At 69.7% G+C, this 22168-nt stretch carries 29 protein-coding genes; 21 read left to right on the top strand and 8 right to left on the bottom strand.

Features of this window, described 5'->3' with window-relative positions; all coding sequences use genetic code 11:
* Positions 1-14: 14 nt before the first annotated feature.
* Complete coding sequence (locus ACGFNU_RS24465) at positions 15-275, bottom strand: hypothetical protein (protein WP_392597084.1); 261 nt, start codon at positions 273-275, stop codon at positions 15-17.
* A gap of 130 nt (positions 276-405) precedes the next feature.
* Positions 406-930 (bottom strand): hypothetical protein, encoded by a 525-nt coding sequence (locus tag ACGFNU_RS24460; protein WP_392597082.1) that lies wholly within the window; start codon positions 928-930, stop codon positions 406-408.
* Between the two features lie 245 nt (positions 931-1175).
* Here ACGFNU_RS24460 and ACGFNU_RS24455 point away from each other — a divergent pair, with 245 nt between their 5' ends.
* The 21 genes from ACGFNU_RS24455 (at position 1176) to ACGFNU_RS24355 (ending at position 18971) form a co-directional block, all read left to right on the top strand.
* Positions 1176-1541, top strand: a complete 366-nt coding sequence (locus ACGFNU_RS24455; RefSeq protein WP_392597081.1) for a hypothetical protein — start codon at positions 1176-1178, stop codon at positions 1539-1541.
* Between the two features lie 281 nt (positions 1542-1822).
* Positions 1823-2113 (top strand): hypothetical protein, encoded by a 291-nt coding sequence (locus tag ACGFNU_RS24450; RefSeq protein ID WP_392597079.1) that lies wholly within the window; start codon positions 1823-1825, stop codon positions 2111-2113.
* A 735-nt stretch (positions 2114-2848) separates the two neighbouring features.
* Entirely contained in the window at positions 2849-3106 is a 258-nt protein-coding gene (locus ACGFNU_RS24445; protein ID WP_392597077.1) for a hypothetical protein, read from the top strand.
* Positions 3072-4607: a hypothetical protein gene (locus ACGFNU_RS24440; protein WP_392597076.1), complete on the top strand. Its 1536-nt coding sequence runs from the start codon at positions 3072-3074 to the stop codon at positions 4605-4607. Before ACGFNU_RS24445 ends, ACGFNU_RS24440 begins: the two co-directional genes overlap by 35 nt.
* Positions 4608-4618: 11 nt before the next feature.
* A complete protein-coding gene (locus ACGFNU_RS24435; RefSeq protein WP_392597074.1) occupies positions 4619-5833 on the top strand; it encodes a phage portal protein in 1215 nt (404 codons plus the stop codon).
* Positions 5830-6498, top strand: coding sequence for an HK97 family phage prohead protease (locus ACGFNU_RS24430; RefSeq protein ID WP_392597072.1), 669 nt, complete (start codon positions 5830-5832; stop codon positions 6496-6498). Before ACGFNU_RS24435 ends, ACGFNU_RS24430 begins: the two co-directional genes overlap by 4 nt.
* Before the next feature lie 170 nt (positions 6499-6668).
* On the top strand, positions 6669-8069 hold the full coding sequence (locus ACGFNU_RS24425) for a phage major capsid protein (protein WP_392597071.1): 1401 nt from the start codon (positions 6669-6671) through the stop codon (positions 8067-8069).
* A 78-nt stretch (positions 8070-8147) separates the two neighbouring features.
* Positions 8148-8423, top strand: a complete 276-nt coding sequence (locus tag ACGFNU_RS24420; protein ID WP_392597069.1) for a hypothetical protein — start codon at positions 8148-8150, stop codon at positions 8421-8423.
* Positions 8424-8432: 9 nt separating this feature from the next.
* Positions 8433-9035, top strand: a complete 603-nt coding sequence (locus ACGFNU_RS24415; RefSeq protein WP_392597067.1) for a hypothetical protein — start codon at positions 8433-8435, stop codon at positions 9033-9035.
* An 8-nt stretch (positions 9036-9043) separates the two neighbouring features.
* The gene (locus tag ACGFNU_RS24410) at positions 9044-9490 is read left to right on the top strand and encodes a hypothetical protein (protein ID WP_392597066.1); all 447 of its coding nucleotides are present in this window, start codon (positions 9044-9046) and stop codon (positions 9488-9490) included.
* 1 nt (position 9491) lies between these two features.
* Positions 9492-10229, top strand: coding sequence for a hypothetical protein (locus ACGFNU_RS24405; RefSeq protein WP_392597064.1), 738 nt, complete (start codon positions 9492-9494; stop codon positions 10227-10229).
* A 6-nt stretch (positions 10230-10235) separates the two neighbouring features.
* Entirely contained in the window at positions 10236-10646 is a 411-nt protein-coding gene (locus ACGFNU_RS24400; protein WP_392597063.1) for a hypothetical protein, read from the top strand.
* Positions 10647-10658: 12 nt separating this feature from the next.
* Positions 10659-11162, top strand: a complete 504-nt coding sequence (locus tag ACGFNU_RS24395; protein WP_392597061.1) for a hypothetical protein — start codon at positions 10659-10661, stop codon at positions 11160-11162.
* 29 nt (positions 11163-11191) lie between these two features.
* Positions 11192-11605, top strand: coding sequence for a hypothetical protein (locus ACGFNU_RS24390; protein ID WP_392597059.1), 414 nt, complete (start codon positions 11192-11194; stop codon positions 11603-11605).
* Positions 11606-11798: 193 nt separating this feature from the next.
* The gene (locus ACGFNU_RS24385) at positions 11799-13571 is read left to right on the top strand and encodes a hypothetical protein (RefSeq protein ID WP_392597058.1); all 1773 of its coding nucleotides are present in this window, start codon (positions 11799-11801) and stop codon (positions 13569-13571) included.
* 1 nt (position 13572) lies between these two features.
* Entirely contained in the window at positions 13573-16902 is a 3330-nt protein-coding gene (locus ACGFNU_RS24380) for a hypothetical protein (RefSeq protein WP_392597056.1), read from the top strand.
* Positions 16903-16912: 10 nt separating this feature from the next.
* Positions 16913-17425: a hypothetical protein gene (locus tag ACGFNU_RS24375; protein ID WP_392597054.1), complete on the top strand. Its 513-nt coding sequence runs from the start codon at positions 16913-16915 to the stop codon at positions 17423-17425.
* A complete protein-coding gene (locus ACGFNU_RS24370) occupies positions 17410-17769 on the top strand; it encodes a hypothetical protein (protein ID WP_392597052.1) in 360 nt (119 codons plus the stop codon). Before ACGFNU_RS24375 ends, ACGFNU_RS24370 begins: the two co-directional genes overlap by 16 nt.
* 15 nt (positions 17770-17784) lie before the next feature.
* A complete protein-coding gene (locus tag ACGFNU_RS24365; protein WP_392597051.1) occupies positions 17785-17907 on the top strand; it encodes a hypothetical protein in 123 nt (40 codons plus the stop codon).
* On the top strand, positions 17907-18650 hold the full coding sequence (locus ACGFNU_RS24360; RefSeq protein WP_392597049.1) for a peptidoglycan-binding protein: 744 nt from the start codon (positions 17907-17909) through the stop codon (positions 18648-18650). Before ACGFNU_RS24365 ends, ACGFNU_RS24360 begins: the two co-directional genes overlap by 1 nt.
* Positions 18651-18698: 48 nt before the next feature.
* A complete protein-coding gene (locus tag ACGFNU_RS24355) occupies positions 18699-18971 on the top strand; it encodes a hypothetical protein (protein ID WP_392597048.1) in 273 nt (90 codons plus the stop codon).
* A gap of 103 nt (positions 18972-19074) precedes the next feature.
* On the opposite strand, the gene ACGFNU_RS24350 is transcribed toward ACGFNU_RS24355, so the two are convergent.
* The 6 genes from ACGFNU_RS24350 to ACGFNU_RS24325 form a co-directional block, all read right to left on the bottom strand.
* The gene (locus tag ACGFNU_RS24350; RefSeq protein WP_392597046.1) at positions 19075-19503 is read right to left on the bottom strand and encodes an STAS domain-containing protein; all 429 of its coding nucleotides are present in this window, start codon (positions 19501-19503) and stop codon (positions 19075-19077) included.
* 165 nt (positions 19504-19668) lie between these two features.
* Positions 19669-20478: a phosphotransferase gene (locus tag ACGFNU_RS24345; RefSeq protein ID WP_392597044.1), complete on the bottom strand. Its 810-nt coding sequence runs from the start codon at positions 20476-20478 to the stop codon at positions 19669-19671.
* A gap of 56 nt (positions 20479-20534) precedes the next feature.
* Positions 20535-20999, bottom strand: coding sequence for a hypothetical protein (locus tag ACGFNU_RS24340; RefSeq protein WP_392597043.1), 465 nt, complete (start codon positions 20997-20999; stop codon positions 20535-20537).
* 146 nt (positions 21000-21145) lie between these two features.
* Positions 21146-21412 carry a hypothetical protein gene (locus ACGFNU_RS24335; protein ID WP_392597041.1) on the bottom strand — a complete coding sequence of 89 codons (267 nt, stop codon included), beginning with the start codon at positions 21410-21412 and terminating at the stop codon, positions 21146-21148.
* Between the two features lie 32 nt (positions 21413-21444).
* The gene (locus ACGFNU_RS24330; protein WP_392597039.1) at positions 21445-21741 is read right to left on the bottom strand and encodes a hypothetical protein; all 297 of its coding nucleotides are present in this window, start codon (positions 21739-21741) and stop codon (positions 21445-21447) included.
* Entirely contained in the window at positions 21738-22022 is a 285-nt protein-coding gene (locus ACGFNU_RS24325; RefSeq protein WP_392597038.1) for a hypothetical protein, read from the bottom strand. The genes ACGFNU_RS24330 and ACGFNU_RS24325 overlap by 4 nt, the downstream gene beginning before the upstream one ends.
* Between the last annotated feature and the right edge of the window lie 146 nt (positions 22023-22168).

Genomic DNA, 22168 nt, shown 5'->3' with positions numbered 1-22168 from the left:
CCGACCATGCGGGATCACTGCGGGCCTCCGGTGCCGAGCCCGGCCGCCGTGACGCTCTCGTACGGGCGACCCACGTCGGGTGTGTAGGTCAGCCACGCCACCGGCTGCCCCTCCTGACGGATCTCGAAGTCGTACCGCTGTGCGGGGCTTGTGCCGTCGGCGACCGTCTGCAGGTAGCGCTGGCGACACGCGCGATCAAGCTCATCTTGGGCGTCCTCGAACGTGGCCTTGCTGGCGAGTGCTCTCGACGCGGTCACGTCCCATACCTCGAACATGCATACCTCCCTTGTTCTGCTTCCTGGTTGGTTACTTCACTGTGAACCCGGCGGCGCGTCGGCGGGAAGCTTCGCCGCGGTCTGTGGATAACCCCCAGAAGGGGGCGGGCCTCGCGCCCGCCCCCTGGGGCTAATCCGACAGCTTGCGGTCCTGGCGGTTGGCGACCTTGGCCTCGACCCGCGCGGCGAGTGTGTCCGGGGCCAACCCGCCCGGCCAAAGCTGGTAGGCCAGCTCATACGCCTGGCGCCATGCCTGGAACTGGCTGTCCCAGGCGAACCGATCGTCACAGACGATCGTCAGGGCCCCGACACGTACGACCACCTGGCCACGTCCGCTCGGGCTGTGTACCGGCACCTTCCCGAAGATCACCGGCTCGGGTTGCTTCCCGCTGATGCGGACCGCCGCCGTGACCGTCTGCGCCGGGGCCTGGTAGGACCGCGCAGGCCAGGTCTCGCGGAACGTCCGGCGGCTCATGAGCCGACCCTCGATCCATGCGCTGTAGAGCGCTCTGGCCGCCGTCAGGTCGGTGAGCGTGATCACCGCGCCGGGGAGCATCACCTGGATCATCCGGCCGACCAGCTCGACCATCACGGTGTGCGGTCCAGCGAGCCGGACTACCAGCGATGCTTCGTGATGAGCACGTTGCGCCATCATTCCGGGTTCCTCTCTGGAGTTGTCAATCTGCGAGTGCCGAGGTTCGGGGTCTCACTCCCTCGCCCTGACATCTAGAACTCTACCACAGTTCTGTACCTCTACTTCACCAATTTCCATGAAAGAAAAATGCCTTGCGATGCCTTGTGTCGGTACAGAACTGTGGTAGAGTTTGTGTTGTCGGCAAGGGGAGTGAGACCCCCGAGCCGCACAACCGCAGATTGACAACTCCAGAGAGGAAGTCCGAAATGGACGACAACAGCGAACGGCGCGACGTGGTAGCGCTGGGGATGATCGCCGCATACGGCGTGATTCTCAAGGTCCTGGCGGCACTGCCGGTGCCGATCGCGCTCCCGGAACTCATGGGCAGCATGTTCGCCGACGAGGTTCACGAGGCCCTCGTTCGCGCCCACCAGGTCATCGAAGACGTCCCGATGGACGAGGATGCGATGGAGGGAGCGAAAAGGACGCTCGTCGACTGGATCGCAGCCAGCGAAATGATGTTCTCCGACGCAGAAGACCCCGAGACCTGGAAGGTCCACTTCATCGAAATCCAGGTCACCCGGATCCTCAGCACAGGAAAGGCCGTGATCGCAATACTCCGTAAGGAGTGAGTAGCCGCCGCCCCCGGCAACCAGCCGGGGGCGGTCGCCCCTCCAGCGTGGCCAAGCCGAGCAAAGGCTTGGGGCCGGTGAGTACAGGCTTGCGCCTGGTGAGACACCCACCGGCCCCGTGCAGATTGACCCTCCAAGAGGGCACTGCCCATCGTACGCGCCGACCCGCACGAGTCCAGTTGACAGTGGGCCTGTGGATAACTCATGATCTGAGGCATCTTCAGCATGCCCTGAAACAGCCCGGCCAGCGCGCCGGGCTTTCGCATGTCCAGGGGGTGCCAATGGGGGTACGGCGCCCCGAGTTGGGATCTCGCCCCTACCGCCGTCGCCGCGCGCAGATGCTGGCCGAGTCGGACGTGTGCCACTGGTGTGGGCACGCTGGCGCCGATGCCGCTGACCATCTGACCTCACCGCTCAAGGGCGGCAGCCGTGACGATCCCGACAACCTGATGCCCATCCACGGCGTGGCCGGGTGTCCGACATGCGGGCGCAAGTGCAACAACGAGAAGGGCGACGGCGGCATGTCGGGCAGGCTCGTCACCTCGCGCGACTGGTACGGCCCGCTGCCCTGACTGCAGTTGGATTGATGGTGACGGAGGTGTCCTGGCTCGGCCACGCTGTGACGGACTCTGGATCCGCATCGTGACGTAGGTTCAGGCTCATGGCCCGTGGCTCGATCCGCCAGCGTTCCGAGCGGCTGAGCCGATTGCACCACCAGCGCAGGCGAAGGCCAGTGTCATCACCTGACTTGTCGCCCAGGCCCTGGATAGCTGCGGTTGCTGCGATCGCCAGCGCATTAATTACAGGAATATTCGGGTTGATGACCGCAGTCATGGTCACCGGCGGCACCCCCAGCGATTCGGTTGGCCAGGTGCCGAGCGACCGCCCGATGCCTCTCCGAGTAACCGTGACCGTGACTCCTACACCTCGCAGCGCTCGCCCAACTCCTACCCGGCCCACGCCCAACCCATCGAGAACCACACGGCTCAGGCCCACAACGACATTCATTCCGACTTCGACAGACCGTTGGGAAAATGCGGCCCCCAGCGACGAATCAGACAGCGTTCGTAGGGCGTTCTTGGTTCTAACGACCATCGGAGTTGCGGTGGCTGGCGTTGGAACGGTTGCCAGTGTGATCGCCCTGGTCAGGTGGAGACGTCGCGCCAGACACAAGGATCACCGCACGTGACCGCAGCCCGCTGCACGGGAGCCTTTTGATCAAGAGGAGCCGGATGGCCTCGCGCCCAGCTTTTCTTTTTCTCCCCCCGGGCCGAATGCCACGGGAACGATCATGATCGGGGGTCGCTGTGGGGAGCGTTGCAGGCCCGGTCGAGAAGGCCGTGCGCGATGACGTCGAGCAGCTGGGCGACCTGGTGGGGGTCGAGCCGTCGCTGTCGGAGATGGCCTACCGGCTGGCGCGTGAGATCGACCAGGGCGGCGGCGAGGACGGGCGGCAGTTGCCGCAGCTGAATCGGGAGCTGCGCCAGACGCTCGCGCAGCTGCTGGAGGGCCGGGCCGCGGAGGAGGACGATGACGACCTCGGTGACCTGGCGGCCCCCGAGTGAGTTCGCCGCCCAGTGCCGGGAGTTGTACGGCCTGGAGTGCCCGCCGCGGTGGGGCACGCCGCGGCGGCCTGAGTACCCGACGCTGGGCGGCCGGGCCGCGCGGGTCATGGAGGCGCTGGGATATCCGCCGATGCCCTGGCAGCGGTACGTGCTGGACGTCGCGCTGGAGATCGATCCGGCCACCGGGTTGTTTGCGCATCGCGAGGTGGGCCTGTCGGTGCCGCGCCAGCAGGGCAAGACCCAGCAGATCCTCGGCGTGATGGTGCACCGGGTGATGGCCTGGTCGCGGCAGAACGTGGTGTACGCCGCCCAGACGCGCGGGATGGCGCGCACCCGCTGGGAAGACGAGTTCCTGGTCACGCTGGACGAGTCGAAACTGACCGGCAAGTACCGGGTCCGCAAGACCAACGGCAACGAGGCGGTCTTGTGGCGCGCGACCCGTTCGAAGCTGGGGATCACCTCCAACACCGAGAAGGCCGGCCACGGTCCGCCGCTGGATCTGGGCGTGATCGACGAGGCGTTCGCGCACGAGGACGACCGGCTGGAGCAGGCATTCTCTCCGGCGATGCTGACGCGACCCATGGCGCAGCTGTGGTGGGCGTCGGCGGGCGGCACCGAGAAGTCGGTGTGGCTGAACAAGAAACGCGCGGCCGGTCGAGCGCTGATCGAGGAGCTGTGGCAGACGCGCGTGCACCCGGCCGCGGCCTACTTCGAGTGGTTCGCGCCGGAGGAGATGCCGCGTGATGACCCGGCGACGTGGCGGGCGTGCATGCCGGCGCTCGGGCACACGGTGTCGGAGGCGATCGTCCGCGCCGAGCTGGAGAAGCTGGACCCCGCCGAGTTCGATCGCGCGTACCTGAACCGCACCCGCAAGGCGACGCCGCCCGAGGACCCCAACGTCCCCAAGGACCGCTGGCCGCGCCTCGTCGACACCGCCTCGCAGCCCGGCCAGGACCTGGCGCTGGCGGTGGACGTGGCGCCGCTACGGGACTGGGCGTCCATCGGCGTCGCGTCGCTGCGCACCGACGGCCGGATCCATGTCGAGCTGGTCGACCGGCGGACGGGGACGGACTGGATCGTCCCGGCGCTGGAGCGGCTGGTGAAGCTGTGGGATCCGGTGGCGGTGGCGCTGGACGCCAAGGGCCCGGTTGGGTCGCTGCTGGACGACCTGGCGGCGCGGGACATCAGGCCGCCGGACGATCCCGAGCAGCCCAAGCGTGGTGATCTGGCGGTGCCGCGGGTCGGGGAAGTGGTCGCGGCGTGTGGCCAGTTCGCCGACGCGATGCGCCAGGGCGAGCTGGCGCACCTGGATCAGGTGCCGCTGACGGCGGCCGTCAACGGGGCCCGCACCCGGCCCCTGGGGGACGCGTGGGCCTGGCATCGCCGCTCGGCGCAGGTGGATATCTCCCCGCTGGTCGCCGTCACCCTCGCGCGGTGGGCGCTGCTGACCCGGCTGGCGGTACTGCAGGACGACTACGACGTCGCGGACTCGTTCGGCTGAGGGGTGGACACATGACCTGGTGGTCGAAGGTGCGGACCGCGTTCACCCGCGAGGCCCAGCTGACCAGCCCCGAGGAGTTGCTGGCGGCCCAGCGGGCACTGCGGACCCAGTCCGGTGTGGCCGTCACCCGCGACACGGCACTGCGCCACTCGGCGGTTTGGGCGTGCCTGCGGCTGCGCGCCGACCTGGTCTCGACGATGCCGGTGGACGTCTACCGGCGCGTCAACGGCATCCAGGTCCAGGTGCCCACACCGCCGGTGCTGGTCACCCCCGGCGGTGAGACGGTCGGCATCCAGGAGTGGCTGTACTCCACCCAGGTCGACCTGGACCGCGCCGGCAACGCGTTCGGGCTGATCACTGAGCGGTCCGGGGTGGTCGGGCCGGACGGCCGCGGGCTGCCGGGACGGATCGAGTTGCTGTCGCTGGGCGATGTGGCGGTGCGCGCCAAGGGCGCGCAGATCACCAAGTACGTCGTGGCCGGCAAAGAACACGACCCCTGGGACGTGTGGCATGAGAAGCAGTTCACCGTCGCCGGGCTGCCGATGGGACTGTCGCCCGTGGCCTACGCCGCGTGGTCCATCGAAGAGTCGCTGAACGCGCAGAAGTTCGCGCGCGAGTGGTTCGGCGGCGGCGCCGTCCCGCTGGCCGAGCTGAAGAACACCGCCAAGACCATCAACAAGGCCGAGGCGAAGATCGCCAAGGACAACTTTCGGGCCGCCGTGCAGACCGGCGACCTGTTCGTACACGGCGTCGACTGGGAGTACAAGCCGATCCAGGCGGTGGCGCAGCAGTCGGCGTTCATCGAAGCGCGCGAGTTCGGGCTGACCGACATCGCGCGGTTCTTCGGCTGCCCCGCCGACATGATCGACGCCGCCGTGTCGACCGGCTCGATCACCTACGCCAGCATCACCCAGCGGAACCTGCAGTTCCTGATCATGAACCTGGGTCCAGCGGTCAGCCGCCGCGAGACCGCGCTCAGCCGCGGACTCACCCCCGGTCCCCGCTACGTCAAGCTCAACCGGTCGGCGCTGCTGGCGATGGACCCCGAGGCCCGCGCCCGCACCATCCAGACCCGCATCGCCTCCCGGACGCTGGCGCCATCGGAGGCACGGGCACTGGAGGACCTGCCGCCGTTCACGCCCGAGCAACTGGCCGAGTTCGACGTGCTGTTCGGCGCGCCGCGCATCCAGCCCACGACCGCGACCTCTTCGGGAGCCGCTTCATGACCGCGACCTCGCGTGCCGCCGCGGCGGCCGCCCGCGCCCAGCACATCCGCCAGCGCGCCGACCGCCCCTCGCAGCGCCGCTCCGCCGAGCCGCCGGCCTCCCGCGCGGTCGCCCGGGTGCGCGCCCGAATCGAGCTGCGCGAGGCCGGCGACGGCGGGCTGCTGGAGTTCGTCGGGCACGCCTCTGCCTACGAGCAGGGCTATGAGATGTGGGACTACTACGGCCCGTACACCGAGATCGTGTCGGCCGGCGCCGGCGCCGAGTCGCTGGCCCGCGCCGACCTGGACGTGCCGTTCGTCCTCGGGCATGACCAGCTGCGCCGCATGGCCCGCACCACCACCGGCACCCTGGTCCTGGCCGAGGACGACACCGGCCTGTCGGTGCACGCGCCGCAGCTGGACCCCGCCGACCATGACGTCGCCTACATCGCGCCCAAGTTGCGCGCCGGCCTCATCGATGAGATGAGCTTCGCGTTCCGGATCGAGGCCGGGCAATGGTCGCCGGACTACATGGAGTACCGGATCACCCGCTACGACATCCACCGCGGCGACGTCGCGATCGTCGGGTACGGCGCCAACCCCGCCACCGACGCCGCCCTGCGCAAGCAGCCCGCTGCGCCGTCCAGCCGGGCCCGCGCGCTGCTGGAGATCGCGCTCGCCCGCTGACCGGCCCCGACCGGCCTCCGCAGGCCGGTCCCACTGACCACCCGCACCGGTGTGCGGGTTGTTTGCCCTGCGCTCTGCGCGCACGAGCCCACCCGGCGCCATGGCCTCGGGTGGCCGTCTGTCTGGACCGGGGCGCCTGAGTGACAACGACGACCAAGGGAGGACGAGCCGTGACGCTCGCCGAACTGATCGCCCAGGCGCGCACCGCGCTGGACACCGCGATCACCGCACGCACCCAAGAGCAGGACGCGCTGATGGCGCTGCGCTCGGAGGAGAACCTGACCGAGGAGGCCGTGACTGCCCAGGTCGCCCGCCGCGACGCCGCGGACGCCGAGGTCACCCGCCGCCAGCAGGCGCTGGATGAGCTGGAGGCCGAGCAGACCCGCGAGGCCGAGATCGCCGCCCTGCAGGCTCGCACCACGCCCACCGGGCAGCGCACCCCGGCCTATGACCGGGTCGCCCGGGTCGGCGCCGAGGAGCGCACCTACCGGCCGGACGAGGACCCGCGCGGCGGCGCCTTCCAGCGCGACGTCGCCGCGGCGTTCCTGGGCGACTACGACGCCCGTGACCGGCTGGCCCGGCACATGCGCGAGGAGCGCACCGAACGCGGCGACCAGATCCGCCAGGAAACCCGCGCGGTCGGCACCGGCGCGTTCGGCGGCCTGGTGATCCCGCAGTACCTCACCGACATGTACGCGCCGCTGGCGCGCGCGAACCGGCCGTTCGCCGACGCCTGCCGCCGCCATGTGCTGCCGCCCACGGGCATGACGGTGGAGATCTCCCGCATCACGACCGGCACCAACGTCGACAACCAGGCGTCGGAGAACACCAACGTCGCCGAGCAAGACATGGACGACACCGCCCTGTCGATCCCGGTGCGCACCGCCGCGGGCCGCCAGACCGCCTCCCGGCAGTCGATCGAACGTGGCACCGGCGTCGAGGACGTCATCCTCGACGACCTGTTCCGCGCCTACGGCTCGCGGCTGGACACCACGATGATCAACGTCGCGTCCGTCGGTCTGTCGGCGGCGGCGACGGTGGTGACCTACACCGACGGCACCCCGACCACGGCCGAGCTGTACCCGAAGGTGATCGAGGGCCTGTCGGGAGTCGAGGGCGCGCTGCTGGACCAGGCGTCCGGCGACAACCTCGCGGTCATGCACTCGCGGCGCTGGTACTGGATGCAGAACGCGATGGGCACCGCCTACCCGCTGATCACTCAGCCGGGCGTGGTCGCCCAGACCCTGGGCGCCAACTACGCCGAAGCCTACGGCCGCGGCGTGCGCGGCATTCTGCCCAACGGCACCCCGGTCATCGTCGACAACAACATCGCGGTGAACCTCGGCGCCAACACCAACGAGGACGAGATCTACCTGGTGGACCGGCAGGAATGCCACCTGTGGGAAGACCCGGACGCGCCGGTCTACATCCGCGCCGAGCAGGCCAAGGTCGAATCGCTCGGCGTCGTGCTCGTGGTCTACGGCTACTACGCCTTCACCTTCCAGCGTCAGCCGCACGCCCGCAAGATCAGCGGCACCGGCCTGGTCGCGCCCACCTTCACCGGCGCCTGATCCGGCGCCCATCCAGCCAGCGCCGGGGACCCGCCGTACCGCGGCGGGCCCCGGTGCGCCACCCACAGGGAGGACACGATGACCGACCAGCCGACTCCGCCGGACACTCACGCCGAGGTGGACACCGAACCGCAGGACGAGCCCCAGGCGCTGGACCCGATGGTCGCGGCGCTGCTGCGGGAACGCGAGGGTTACGTGCAGCGCGGCATGGATGACCGGGTCGCCCAGGTCGACGAGCAGCTGCGGATCCGCGGCCACCAGCCGCCCGCTGTCCCGGCGAAGACGGGCAAGGGCTCGCGCTCCAGCTCGGCGCAGCCCAAGGGCCGGCAGGCGCCGGGCAAGGCCACCACGTAGGGCTGCCCGGTGGCCAACGAGTACATCGAGCTGGACACCCTGAAGGTGGCGCTGAAGATCGCGCTGGACGACAACACCCGCGACCTGCTGCTGAACCAGGCGCGGGCGTCGGCGTCCCGCTCGATCGACCAGGCCACCGGCCGCCGGTTCTGGCTCGACCCCGGCCCCGTGCAGCGCGTCTACACCCCGGCCGGGCGGGTGGCGTGCAACGACGACGGGGACCTGCTGCTGGTCGACGACATCGGCGACACCTCCGGCCTGGTCGTCGAGGTCGGATCGGGCGGCACCTGGACCGCGGTCACCGACGTCGAGACCCAGCCCGACAACGCGCTGGCCGACGGCGTGGCTGTGACCGGGCTGCGCCGGCGGCCGGGCGGCTGGAGCGGCCTGGCGTCCAGCACGCGGGTGCGGGTCACCACCCGGTTCGGCTGGCCCGCCTTCCCCGACCCCATCGTCCAGGCGGCCCTGATCCAGTCCGGGCGGCTGTTCAAGCGCAAGGACAGCCCCGAGGGCGTCACCAGTAGTGCGGAGTGGGGCGTCGTGCGGCTGTCGCGCCGTGACCCGGACGTGTGGGCGCTGATCGAGCCCTACGTCCTGCCCGGGTTCGGATAGGGGGCACCGTGCAGATCTCCGCCGTACGTGAGGCGATCGCCGACGCGGCCCGAGCCGTGGTGCTGCCCGCCGGGGTCGGCAAACTGACGTCCTCGGGGTTCGTGCCCGACGACGTGACCGAGCCGCACTTCTTCACGGCCGAATACAGCGTCGAGTACGACAAGGCGTTCGGCCGCGGCCTGGACCAGATCGAGCTGACGTGCCGGGTGCTGGTCGGCCGCGCCGACGACCAGGCCGCGCAGAAGATCCTGGACGCGCTGCTGTCCGGGTCGGGTCCGGCGTCGCTCAAGACCGCGATCGAGGCAGCCCGCGGCGCGCCCGGCGGAGCGGCGCTGGGCGGGCTGGCCGACGACCTGCACGTGATGCGGGTGCAGGGCTACCGCTGGTACGAGCACGCCGGCACCCAGTACGTCGGCGCCGAGCTGGTCATCAAGGTCATCGGAGACGGGAGCTGACATGGCCAAGCAGGTACTGACCGACGTCAGGTTGTTCGCCGTCGGCGCCGACCTGTCCGGCGCCTCCAACAAGGTCGAGATCTCCGGGGAGCACGAGGTCAAGGACGTCACCAACTACCGCTCGGGCGGGTGGAAAGAGGTCCTGGCAGGGTTGGCGTCAGCGGAGCTCACTGGAGAAGGGCAGTGGGAGGCCGGCGACCCGAGCCTGGTCGACGATGCCTCTTGGGCGCAGCTGGGCGGGATCGGGCCGTGGACGGTCGGGCCTGCCGGTGACACCGTCGGCAGCCTGGCCTACCTGACCCAGGCGCTGCGCGCGGACTACTCACTAGGCGGGCAGATCGGCGACGTCGCGCCGTGGAAAGGCAAGGCGTCCTCGGCCTGGCCACTGGTGCGCGGCCAGTTCGCGCATCCGCCCGGCACCGCGCGCACCTCCTCGGGCAGCGGCACCGCGCTCAATCTCGGCGCCGTCACCGCGGGCAAGCGGCTGTATGCGGCGCTGCATGTGCTGTCGGTGGCCGGCACCGCCACCCCCTCCATTACGGCCCGGGTGGAGAGCGACGACGGGCCAGGGTTCGCCTCGCCCACCACCAGGCTGACGTTCACCGCGGCGACCGCGGCGGGAGGGCAGACGCTGCGCACCGACGGGACCGCTATCACCGACACCTGGTGGCGGGTCGCCTGGACCATCTCTGGCACCACGCCGTCGTTCATGTTCGTTTCCTCAATCGGGATCAGGTGATCAACCATGGCCAAGATGGTCCTGCTCGCGCAGTACCTCAGCATCAACGCCAACGCTCTGGCCGAGTACTGCAACAAGGCCGAACTGAGCGTCGAGGTGGAAGAGAAGGACATCACCAGCTACGCCAGCCTCGGCTGGAAGGAGGTGCTGGGCGGACTCAAGAGCGCAGAGCTGGCGTGCGAGTTCAAGCAGGACTTCGCCGCGACCAAGCTCGACAGCATCATGTGGCCGCTGCTGGGCACCGTGGTGCCGTTCGAGGTGCGGGCTGACCAAGCCGCCGTCGGCGCCTCCAACCCCAAGTACACCGGCTCCATCCTGATCAAGGGGTGGAACCCGCTGGAGGGGTCGGTGGGCGACGACGCGTCGGCCAAGATGTCCTTCCCGACGTCGGGCGTCGTGACCCGCGCCGTCGCCTGAGCAGCTCGGCTCATGCCTCGCGACGCGATCAGCATGCGGATTCAGCACGAGGGGCTGGAGTGGCTGGTCACCGCGATCCGCGCCGAGGAGGATGGCAAGCAGCTGCGCCGCGAGTTGGCCAAGGAGCTGCGCGACACGCTCAAGCCTGCGGCGGCTCAGGCCAAATCCGGGATCATGGCGATGTCGTCGGCGGGCCCCGGCACCTCACCCGCGCTGCGGCCGTCGATCGCCAAGCGCATCCGCCCCGAGGTCAAGCTCGGCGGCCGGTGGACCGGCGCGCGCATCAAGGCCCGCAAGACCCCCAACATCCGGGGGTTCGCCAACGCCCCCAAGCGCACCCAAAGCCGTAAAGGTTGGCGCACCGACACCTTCGGCCGTGACAACTGGCGCGTCCAGTTCGGCCGCGTCGAGTGGTTCGACCGCGCCGTCGCCGCCGACGCCGACAGCTACCGGCGCGCGTGCCAGCAGGCGCTGGACGACATGGCGGCCCGGATCGCCGCCCGAGCACGCGGCTGATTCTCCCAACCCAGCAGAGGAGACCCACCTTGTATCTGGTCTACCAGCCCGAAGGGTCCGACGAGCCGACCCGCTGGCGGTACAACCCCAACAAGCTCATGTCGGCCGAGCGGGAAATGCTCGAGCGCCGCACGGGCCGCAACTTCGCCGAGTTCACCCAGGACGTGGTGAAGGGCGGCGCGCTGAGCCGCCGCGCGCTGCTGTTCATGTTCCTCAAGCGCGACCATCCCACCACCAAGTGGGACGACGTGGATTTCGCGTGGGACGAGCTGCGGTTGGAGTTCTCCCGCGGGGAGTACGCCGAGATGCGCGAGGCGATCGCCGGGCAGCTGACCGGCGCCGACTTGGCCGCGGCGCTGGAACAGATCGACGCCGAGATGGCCGACGCCTACGACGATGAGATCGAGGAGACGGGAAAAGCCCGGCTGCCGATCGTCGGCTGAACGCGCTCGGCGATGCGGCACATCTGCTCGGCGTCCGCCCATGGGAGTGGCGGCTGCTGACCGTCGAGGACGAAGAGCAACTGCTGGCCTGGCTGGACGCCTACCGCGAGCAGATGCGAAAGGCCCAGGAAGAAATGGAGCGCTGACCACACAGCGCCGTCCTACATAACTGCAGATCAGAGGGAGGTGCCTGGTGGCCTCGGACACCTCCCTGATCTTCAACCTGATCGCCAAGGAGAAGGTCAGCCGCGTTCTCAAGAACGTCCGCGACAAGTTCGCCACCGCTGGGACCGTCGCCACCAAGGCGTTCGCCGGGTTGTCGGCGGGAATCGCGCCGGCCAGTGCCGCCGCCGTCGCGCTCGCTGGAGTGGCCGCCTCGTTCGCCGCGGCCGGCGCGGCCGGGCAAGCGTTCAAGCTCGCGGTCCAGCCGCAGATGACCGCGGTCACCGAGGCGGCCGACCTGTACGCCAAGGCACAGGAGGCCGCGGCCGAGGGCGGCAAGAAGGCCGCCGAGGCGACCAAGGCGTACAAGAACGCGCTGGCGGACATGTCGCCGGCGACCCGCGCCACCGCGCTGGCGTTCGTCGGCCTCAAGAACGATTACAAGCAATGGTCGGATTCGCTGGCACCCAAGACGATGCCGGTGGTCACCTCCGGGATCCAGTTGCTGCGGTCGCTGCTGCCCACCCTCACGCCGTTCGTGCACGCCGCCGCCGGCGCCATGCACTCTTTCCTCGGCGAAGTACGGACCGGGGTGCAGTCGGCCGGGTTCAAGGAGTGGACGGCCGATATGTCGCAGGCTGCGGGCCCGGCGCTGACGAACCTGCTGACCACCGTCAAGAACCTCGCCATCGGCCTCGGCGGCCTGGTGGCCGCGCTGCTGCCGGCCAACACCGGCATGGGAGACCTGACCGGCGGCATGGTCGCCGGCTCGGAGGCGTTCGCGAAATGGGGCGCCGGGCTGAAGCACTCCGAAGGGTTCGCCAAGTTCGGTGAGCTGGCTCGCCAGGGCGGCCAAGAACTGGGCACGTTCGCGCTCGCGGCCGGGCAGCTGCTGATCGCGCTCGCGCCGCTGCTGGGCGCCTCCACCGCCGTCGCGCTCACGCTCGCCAAGATCGTGTCCGCGGTGCCGGTCCCGGTGCTCACCACGCTGGCGGCCATCCTCGGTGTCATCACCATCGGCCTGAAACTGTGGGCGCTCTACCAGGCGATCGCCACCACCGCGACCACGGTCGCCACGGGCGTGCAGTGGGCATGGAACGCCGCCATGGCAGCCAACCCGATCGGGCTGATCATCATCGCCGTAGTCGCGCTGGTGGCCGGGCTGGTGCTGCTGTGGAAGAAGTCGGAGACGTTCCGCGACATCGTCAAGGGCGCCTTCAACATCGTGTGGCAAGCGATCAAGGGCGTGTGGGACTGGACCAAGAAGAACTGGCCCCTGCTGCTGGCGATCCTCGCCGGCCCGATCGGCTGGGCCACCCTGGCGATCGTCAAGAACTGGGGAAAGATCAAAAACGGCGGCGTCACCGTCTGGAACTGGATCAAGACCCTGCCGAACAAGATCGGCGGGGCGCTGTCCCAGATCGGATCGATCATCATGGCGCCGTTCAAGGCCGGGTTCAACGGGATCTCGTGGCTGTGGAACAACACCGTCGGCAGGCTGTCGTTCTGGGTGCCGGGCATGGGCGGCGCCGGGTTCTCCATGCCGAAACTGCCCTACCTGGCCAAGGGCGGGCACATCACCGGCGCCGGGTTCGCCGTCGTCGGAGAGGCCGGTCCGGAGATGGTGCATCTGCCGCAGGGCGCGGCGGTGCGGCCGCTGGGCCGGGTCGGTGGCGGCGGGATGGTCCGCGTCGTGCTGGACACCCGCGGCGCCGACGCCGAACTGCTGCGGCTGCTGCGCAAGATGGTGCGGATCGAGGGCCGTGGCAACGTGCAGCTGGCGTTCGGCACGGGGAGCGTGTGACGTGGCCTTCCCCGCCGATCCGCTGGATGTACTGGTCGAGCTGTCCATCGGCGGCCAGTGGACCGACATCACCGAAGACGTGTACCTGCGGGACCTGATCACCATCGGGCGGGGCCGCGCCGACGAGGGCAGCCGCGTGGGCCCCGGGTCATGCACGCTGACGATCAACAACCGGCACGGCAAGTACAGCGCCCGTAACCCGCTCAGCCCGTACTTCGGGAAGATCGGCCGCAACACGCCGATCCGGGTCAGCGTCCCGGCCGCCGGCACCGCCCTGTATCTGCCGGGGACGACCGGGAACGCCACCACCCCCGACCATGCCTCCCTCGACATCGTCGGAGACCTGGACGTACGCGTCGAGGCCACCGTCGAGGAGTGGGGCAACACCAGCGCCGGGCTAGTGTCCAAGTGGCTCGACGGCGGCCAGCTGTCATGGACGCTGTGGCTCAACGAGAACGGCACCCTCACGCTCTTCTGGTCGACGACCGGCGTCAACGTGCTCGCCGCTACCTCGACCGTGCGAGTCCCGGCTGAGCTACGCCACCAGGCCCTGCGCGCTACCCTGGACGTCAACAACGGCTCCGGCGGGTGGACGTGCACCTTCTACACCGCGGCGACGATCGGCGGCTCGTGGACCCAGCTCGGCGCCGCAGTCACCGGCGCCGGCGTCACCTCCATCTTCTCCTCGACGGCGCCGCTCCAAGTCGGCGAGCTGCTGGGCGCCGAGGTCCGCAGCCACGTCCAGGCCGCCGAGGTCCGTTCCGGCATTAACGGCGCCCTGGTCGCCGCGCCGGTGTTCTCTGCCCAGCCGCCCGGGGCGACGTCGTTCACCGACTCGGCCGGGCGGGTCTGGTCGCTGACCGGCGACGCCGCGATCACCGACCGCGCGTACCGTTTCCACGGCGAGGTGTCGTCGTGGCCGCCGCGCTGGGACGTGTCAGGGGAGGACAAGTACGTCCCCATCGTGGCCGCCGGAATCCTGCGCCGCCTGGGCCAGGGCAAGAAGCCGATCTCAACCGCGCTGCGCCGCTCCATCGGCGGCGCCAGCCCGGCCTACTCGGCGTGGTGGCCGCTGGAGGACGCCGCCGAGGCGACCCAGGCCGCGCCCGGCTACCCCCGCTTGGCACCGATGCGCATGGTCGGCGAGGTCAACTTCGGGCAGGAGCTGACCGGCGCGATCGGCACCGGCATCTCGGTGGGCGAGACCGGCAGGCTGTTCGGCGCCGTGCCCAGCACGGGGATGACCGAGTGGACCATCGCGGTGTGGCTGGACCTGCCCGCCGACATGGGCGCCAACGGACTGAGCCCGGTGCTGCAATGGCGGACGCCGGGCAGCCCCGGTTCGGTGGCCTGGTCCATCTACACCGGCACCGCCATCAACGGCAGACTGCTGCTGGAGTCGGGCCAGGTCGGCGGCGGCATCGTCATCAGCGCGGGCGGCAACACCGACCTGCGCGGCCGCGGCCCCGTCCAGGTACTGGTCAGCGGCGCCCAAGTCGGTGCCGACGTGGTCGCCACGGTCAAGGTCGACGGCGTCAACGACTTCTCCGCGGCCTCGGCCGGCGACACCATCGCCCCCATCACCGCCGCCGGCATCAACATGTCGACGTCCTCGGCCGGATTCGACCAAGCAGGGATCGTCACGCACCTGATCGTCGCGCCGCGCTCGCGCGAGAACGCCATCCTCGGCCACGTCGCTGCCGGGCGCGGCTACACCGCCGAGCAGACCGCCACCCGGATCAGCCGCCTGGCGCGCGAGGAGGGCATCACCGTCGGCCTCATCGGAACCGCCAGCGACACCGCGCTGCTCGGGCCGCAGCGGCCCCGGCCGGTACTGGACCTGCTGGAGGAGTCCGGCGACGCCGACGGCGGCACGCTGCACGAGCAACGAGACTGGCCCGCGTTGCGGTACCGGTCCCGCGCCAGCGACTACAACCGCGTCCCGCTGCTCACGCTGGACTTCCTCACCAACCTGGCCGCGCCGTTCGAGCCGGACGACGATGACCAGACCGTCCGCAACGACATGACGATCAGCCGCGAGGGTGGGTCGTCGGCCCAGGTGGTCCGGGAGGACGGGCCGCTGTCGATCCAGCCTCCGCCCGCCGGCGTCGGCAAGTACGACGAGGCGCTCACTCTCAACCTGGCCGATGACTCGGTGCTGCGTGACCACGCCGGGTGGCGGGTGCACCTGGGCACCTGGGACGAGCTGCGTTACCCCGTCGTTGGCGTCTGGCTGCATCGCGACCCTGACCTCATCGAGCCCGCTACTGCGGTTGACATCCGGTCACCGATCCGGGTGACCGGCCTGCCCGCCGGGATGCCGCCCGGTGACGTCGACCTGCTGGTCGACGGCTACACCGAGGTCCTGGGCATGCACGAGTGGACTATCGCCTACAACACCGTCCCCGCTGGGCCGTGGACGATCGGGGTCCTGGACGATCCCTTGCTCGGCCGACTGGACACCGGCGGTAGCCACCTCGCAGCGACCGTCGACACCGATGACACGACCCTGCTGGTGTCCACGACCGCTGGCGGGTACTGGAGTGCTGACCCTGCCGACGTCCCCTTCGACATCCAGATCGGCGGGGAAAAGTGCACAGTCACCGGCGTCGCAGACGGAGTGGTCGACGGGTTCGCCCGGACCGTCGCGTCCGGCTGGGGCAGCACCCCCGAGGGCTTGGCCTGGACGACTTTCGGGTCGAGTGCTGCGACCTCTGTATCGTCCGACGCCGGGCGCATAGCCATATCGGCGCGGGACGCGGCAGGGTTCGCCCACCTGCCCAGCGGCTGGGAAAGCCAGGACATCGAGATCGCGTTCACCTCGCCCGCGGCCACCATCACCGGCGATCACCTGTACGTGCTGCTGATGGCGTGCGTCAGTCCGACCATCTCCAACTACTACACATGCCGCGCCGTGCTGCGCACCACAGGCACGATCAGCCTCCAGATCGAGCGCCGCGACCCAGCCATCACCGTACTCGCCGCCGACATGGTGATCCCGGGGCTGACCGTCGGCGCCGGGACGACGTACAGGATGCGTCTGGCCGTGCAGGACGGATGGGTGTCAGCCAAAGTGTGGTCGGCGCCCTCGGCTGAGCCGGACTGGCAGATGCGCGCCTACGACACGACCTACGCCGCCGGGATGGCCGGGCTGCACTGCTACGTGCCGGCAGCCAACACCAACGCGTTCCCGGTCACCTTCCAGATCACCGAAGTGCGCTTGCACAACCCGCAGCGTCTCACGGTCACCCGGTCGGTCAACGGCATCGCCAAAGCGCACCTCACCGACGCCGACGTGCGTCTGGCTCACCCCACGATCGTGGCCCTGTAGGAGGCGACCCTTGCCCTACCCCACATTCACCGCCGGTCAGCGCCTCACCGCCGCCCTGCTCGCCGCGATGCAGCCGCTGGAGGCGATCAAGACTTCGGACCAGGTCGTCACCAACAGCGTGGTCCTGGTGGACGACACCCAGCTTGCGCTGCCGTTGGTGGGCGGCGCGAGCTACCGCGGCCGGCTGGTCCTCTACTACTCCGCCGAGGACACCGGCGACCTCGACTATGCCTGGGCCGTGCCCGCCGGCACGATCGGCCGCCGCGGGCTGATCGGCCCGGATCCGACTTCAGGCGTCGGCGTAAGCCTGATCGCCGCGCAATCGCGCGTATCCGGGTCGTTCGCCACCGAATTCACCCTCGGCGGCGCCGACGCAGTCCACCGCGTCGCCATCGAAAACATCCTGATCACCCCAGGCGTGAGCGGCAACCTGCAGCTCCGCTTCGCCCAAGGCACGGCCGCGGCCGGCACCAACGCCACCGTGCTGGCCAACTCGAACCTGACACTGTGGCGGACCGCCTGATGCCCGACCCCGACGCCGCCCTGGCACTGAGCGAGTTCCGGCGCGAGGTCGGCATCGGCCTGGCCCGCATCGAGGGCGACGTGCGTCTCCTCCTCCAGCGCGCCGAGACCGGCGACCGACGCGCCGACGCCCTCGACAACAAGGTCGACGGCCTCGACGGACGCCTCGACAACCTCGAACGCATCACCATCACCCGCGACGAGCTCGACGAGCGCGACAAACGCCTCCAGGAGCGGCTCGACGAGCAGGCCCGCCGCCGCCTGACCATCACGGCCATCGTCCTGACGATCGTGTTCGGCGCCCTGACCGCAGGCATCGCCGTCATCTCGATCATCGCCAACTAGATCGGAGACCCCTCTATGGCCTCAATCCACCTCCCCGACCCCGAGGCGCCCGCGACCGAGCTCGACGAGGACCAGGTCCTCGTCGAGCTCTACGGCGAGCCGAACGAGGACGGTGTATTCCGCGGGGACGGTGCCTGATGGGCACCGCTGCGGCGATGATCGCCGAGGCTCGTAAGTGGCTGGGCACCTCCGGCCGGCCCAACGCACTCACCCGTGCATACGCGTCACGCCACGGCGACGCGTTCCTCCGCGCCGCCTGGTGCGACATCGCGGTCACCGAATGGGCCCGCCGCTCCGGCAACGCCGACGCCGTGCTCCCCGTCGGAGACCGCGCGTACACCGTCTGGCACGCCGAGGACTTCCGCAAGGCCAGGCGCTGGTACGGCGGCACCGCCGCGAACGTCGCCAAGTGCCGGCCCGGCGACATCGTGTTCTTCGACTGGGGAGCCACCAACCAACTCGACGCGATCGACCACGTCGGCATCGTCGAGAGGGTGCTGCCCGACGGCCGGGTCCAGACCATCGAAGGCAACACCAGCGACTCGTGCCGCCGCCGCGTCCGCTCCGCCAGCTCGATCGCCGGATACGGCCGGCCCGCCTACGACAACGCGCCGATGCCGAGCAAACCGCCCAAGCCCGCGGACAAGGCGCCGCGCTGGCCGGGCCGCAACATCACCCAGCCACCCACCATGACGGGCTCAGACGTCCGCACGTGGCAGACGCAGATGCGCAAACGCGGCTGGCGCCTCACAGCCGACGGCGCGTATGGCCCGGACTCCGAGGCTGTGTGCCGTGCTTTCCAGGCCGAGAAGGGCCTCACCGTGGACGGCGTCGTCGGCCCGGCTACCTGGGCCGCGGCCTGGACCGCCCGCATCACCTGACCCGCTCCAACCCCCTGTCGCCCCGGCCGATCGGTCCGGGGCTTTCGCATGTCTGGAGGCATGATGCTCAACTCGATCATCCGTACCGTGGTCTCGAAGGTCGTCGGTGCGCTGCTCGGCCTGGCCCTCGCGGTCGGCGTCGTCGTCCCCGCCCACCTGACCGAGATGCTCACCGTCGTCCTGGCCGCCGCGGTGGTCGGCCTCGTCGAGGTCGCGTACTACGTGCTCGGCCGCGTCATCGAGCAGCGGTTCCCCACGGCGGGAAAGGTCGTGCTGTCGCTAGGGATGGCCAAGGGCACGCCGGTGTACGTCCGCCGGTAACCTGTGATCGTCGGCGGGTGGGGAAGCCCGACCGGCGAGCCGCCATGACTTCGCGGTCTTGGCCGGAGCGGCTCGTCCTCCTTTGGGAGGGCGGGCCGTTTCGTCATTCCGGTGCCGGCTGGCCGGTCTCGATACCACCGTCGCGGGGCGTCGGGTGTGGCGCTGGGGGTCGGGCGGGGGGTGGCGGCCGTGTTTGCAGGGCCTCTTTCATGGTGAGGTGGATGGTCAGGCGCTGATCCAGGTTGGTGATGCGCAAGACGCGGGCGACGTTGAGGGCCAGCGGGCCGGACAGGCACGCGCTGCCACCTCGGGCTTCGGCGCTCAGGTACACCTTGAGCAGCAGATTCAGCCCTACCGAGTCCAGGAACGTCAGGAACGCCAGATCCAAGATCAGGTACTCGCCGTGCTTAACCGGCCGGGCCATGATGTCGAGCTCGGCCTGTTCCACCGTGGGCAGCCACAGCTCCCCGACCAGCGCGATCACCGTGAACGAGCCGTGGTCCTCGCACTGCACCACGCACCGCGACGCCATACCCGATCCCGTCACCCGTTTGCGGTCACTGGCCTAACCATCTAATCAGATCGAGTTCAGGCAGATCTCCGCTCTTCCTGTTCCCGACCCTGACCATAGGCTCGATAAGACTCCGCAACCGAAACCGGCCCTCCTCCTTCGGGGAGAGCGGGCCGTCTTCGTCGTTCAGCGCGCCATCCGGTAGAGGGCCCAGTGCTGGGCAGCCCGTACGACTGCTCGGGCCCATGGGTGGGTGTAGGACCAGAAGGCTTGCAGCCACGCGACCGCGACCGTCCGGGCGTAGTGGTCAACGGCTTCCGGTTCGGCGTCACGCCACGCGGCCACTTCGTGAACTACGGCCTCGGCTTCGGCCGGTGCGTGTCCGCAGGCGATCAGGTTGAGCACGAGGTCGGCGGGGTTGACAAAGGCCGCGCCGCGGCTGGCCATGGCCCAGTCGACCACGGTGACGGTCTGCGGGCCGACGAGGAGATTGCCGGGGTTGAGGTCGGTGTGCAAGACGGCGGTGCCGGCCAGGACCGCAAGTTGGCGGGGGTCGGCTGCATAGGTCGACCAGCGGGCGTCGAACCACTTCAACGGGACCTCATCCGGGCACGACAAAGTGTCCAAGGCCGTAACCGCTTCTACTACCGCAGGCAGGTCCGGGGAGCCTGGCGCGTAGTTCGCGCGCCGCCCCTCAACGTAGTCGAAGGCCAGAAGCCGCCAGCCCGCTGCGGTGACGTCACACACCAGCTCGGGCGCGATAGCGGTCACATACGGAGCGATGGCGGCCTCGCGGTCCAGGTCCCCGACCGACCGCGCATTGTCGATCGGAGCGCCCTTCAGGAACAGGCGCTGTCCGGCTCGGGTGTGGACGGTGGCAGCGAGGGCTGACCGCCGCCCTTCAGGGCTGGGCTCGGCCTTGATCACTGGGCCGATGTGGTCTTGTACCGCATCGTGCAGCGTCGGCGGCAGGCTCCCCCACTCGATTCGGTCCATGTGGGAGAGCCTGCCATCCGATCGTGATTCACCAGGCACGTACAACGCTCCGTGTCCTAGCTGACGTCCTCCTCTTGGGTGGCGGCGAGACACGGGTCGGGCGGACAGCAGGGGTACAGGGCCCCGGTCCAGAACGACTCCTCGACCTCGTAGCCGGTGGCGTGCAGGGCCGGGAGCGTGCGCGCGATCGTTTCGGCGTCCATGACGTTCCCGGGCGCGGGCGGGACGTGGTGGAAGTAGCAGCCGAACCGCTCCTGGCAGAACGCCGTGTACTCCTGGCTGTGCAGGATGAACGCATGCCAGCCAGGGTCGACCGACTCACTCATTCCCAGCCGGACGGTGGGGTACTCGGCGCACGCGTTGAGCCAGACGAGCGTCTGCTCGATCACGCTCTCGGCGTACGGGCGGGTGATGGCCTGGTGCTTCTCCACGTAGGCGGAGAGCGTCTCGAACAGTTCGGGGGTGACCAGATCCCGGCCTTTCTTCTGGTCGGTGGTCACCCGTTCAGGGGCGATGGTCATGTGAGACTCCTCCTCACGGAACCGGGTGGTCCCTTCTTGTTGGGGGCGGGTGCGGAGGTCGCGGTCTGTTGGGGACGAACCCGCGACTGGCACACGCCTTGCCCGCGACCTCGGGGACGGGGAAGTTCGCCCGAGATCGCGGGGGTCTACATGGCGGAAAGCTCCTTGTCGATCAAGTCCGCCGCATGCGGCACGTCTTTCACAGGTGCGATCGGCGCCCCGATGTAGCTCCCCTGCTGCCAGACGAAGTCGCCGCCGATGACAGTGATCTCGCGTCCAGGCCCCAGGAATTGCTTTGCGGCCCATATCGCGGTGCCGCGGTCGGACACGTGCCGACCACGCGCCCTCAGCTCGTCGGTCAGCAGCCGCACCAGCCGCCGCCTCCGGTTGACCTCCTCGATCGGCAGCAGCACCGGTTTAGGCGGCTCCGCGGAAAAATGGGCCATCACCGCGCCCTCCCGGCCAAGATCTCACGCCACCACTTCAGCGCGATCTTGTGGCTGGTCGGGGGCGTCTCATGCACCCACGGCCAACCGGGATGGCTGGTGCGCCGGATCAGATACACCCCGCGGCGCGTCGCCAACTCGTAAACCGGCTCGATCTCCGACTCGCTCGTCCGGTCCAGCACCCGCACCGGATCCGACACCTCCAACAGCGTCCAGTACAACCGCCTCGGGTTGTAGGGGATCGGCAGACGCCAGCCGCCATCGGCGTCCCTGACCGGGCGCGTGTCCGGACTCATCGCCCCGCCCCCCGCCATGCGACTCCGGTCCCGGTCTGCTCGGCTTCGCCGATGACCTCAAGATCGACGTAGGGGCCGTTTCCCGCACCGTTGACGGCGACCTTCCGGACCTTGCCGAAGGCGCCAGCCGCAGCCCGACGCAATGCCTTCTGGACGTGAGCTACCGCCTCAGCCTGACTCCGGCTCACGCCCGCCTCGGACCGGTCGGCCTGATCGACCAAGTGAACGTCCCACGCATACCGGGGCTCACCGACATACGAACTGGTGGTCTCAGTGGTCATGGCGCTGCCTTTGCTGGGGGCGGGGGGGGGGGGGCCGGGGGGGGCCCCCCCCCCCCCCCCCGCGGGGCCGCCCCCCCCCCCCCCCCCCGCCCCCCCCCCCCCCCCCCCCCCGGGGGCGGCCCCCCGGGGGGGCGCCACACCCCCCC

It is taken from the genome of Spirillospora sp. NPDC048911 (genome assembly GCF_043198015.1).
Classification (GTDB): Bacteria; Actinomycetota; Actinomycetes; order Streptosporangiales; family Streptosporangiaceae; genus Spirillospora.
This window is presented reverse-complemented; position numbering and strand designations above follow the sequence as displayed.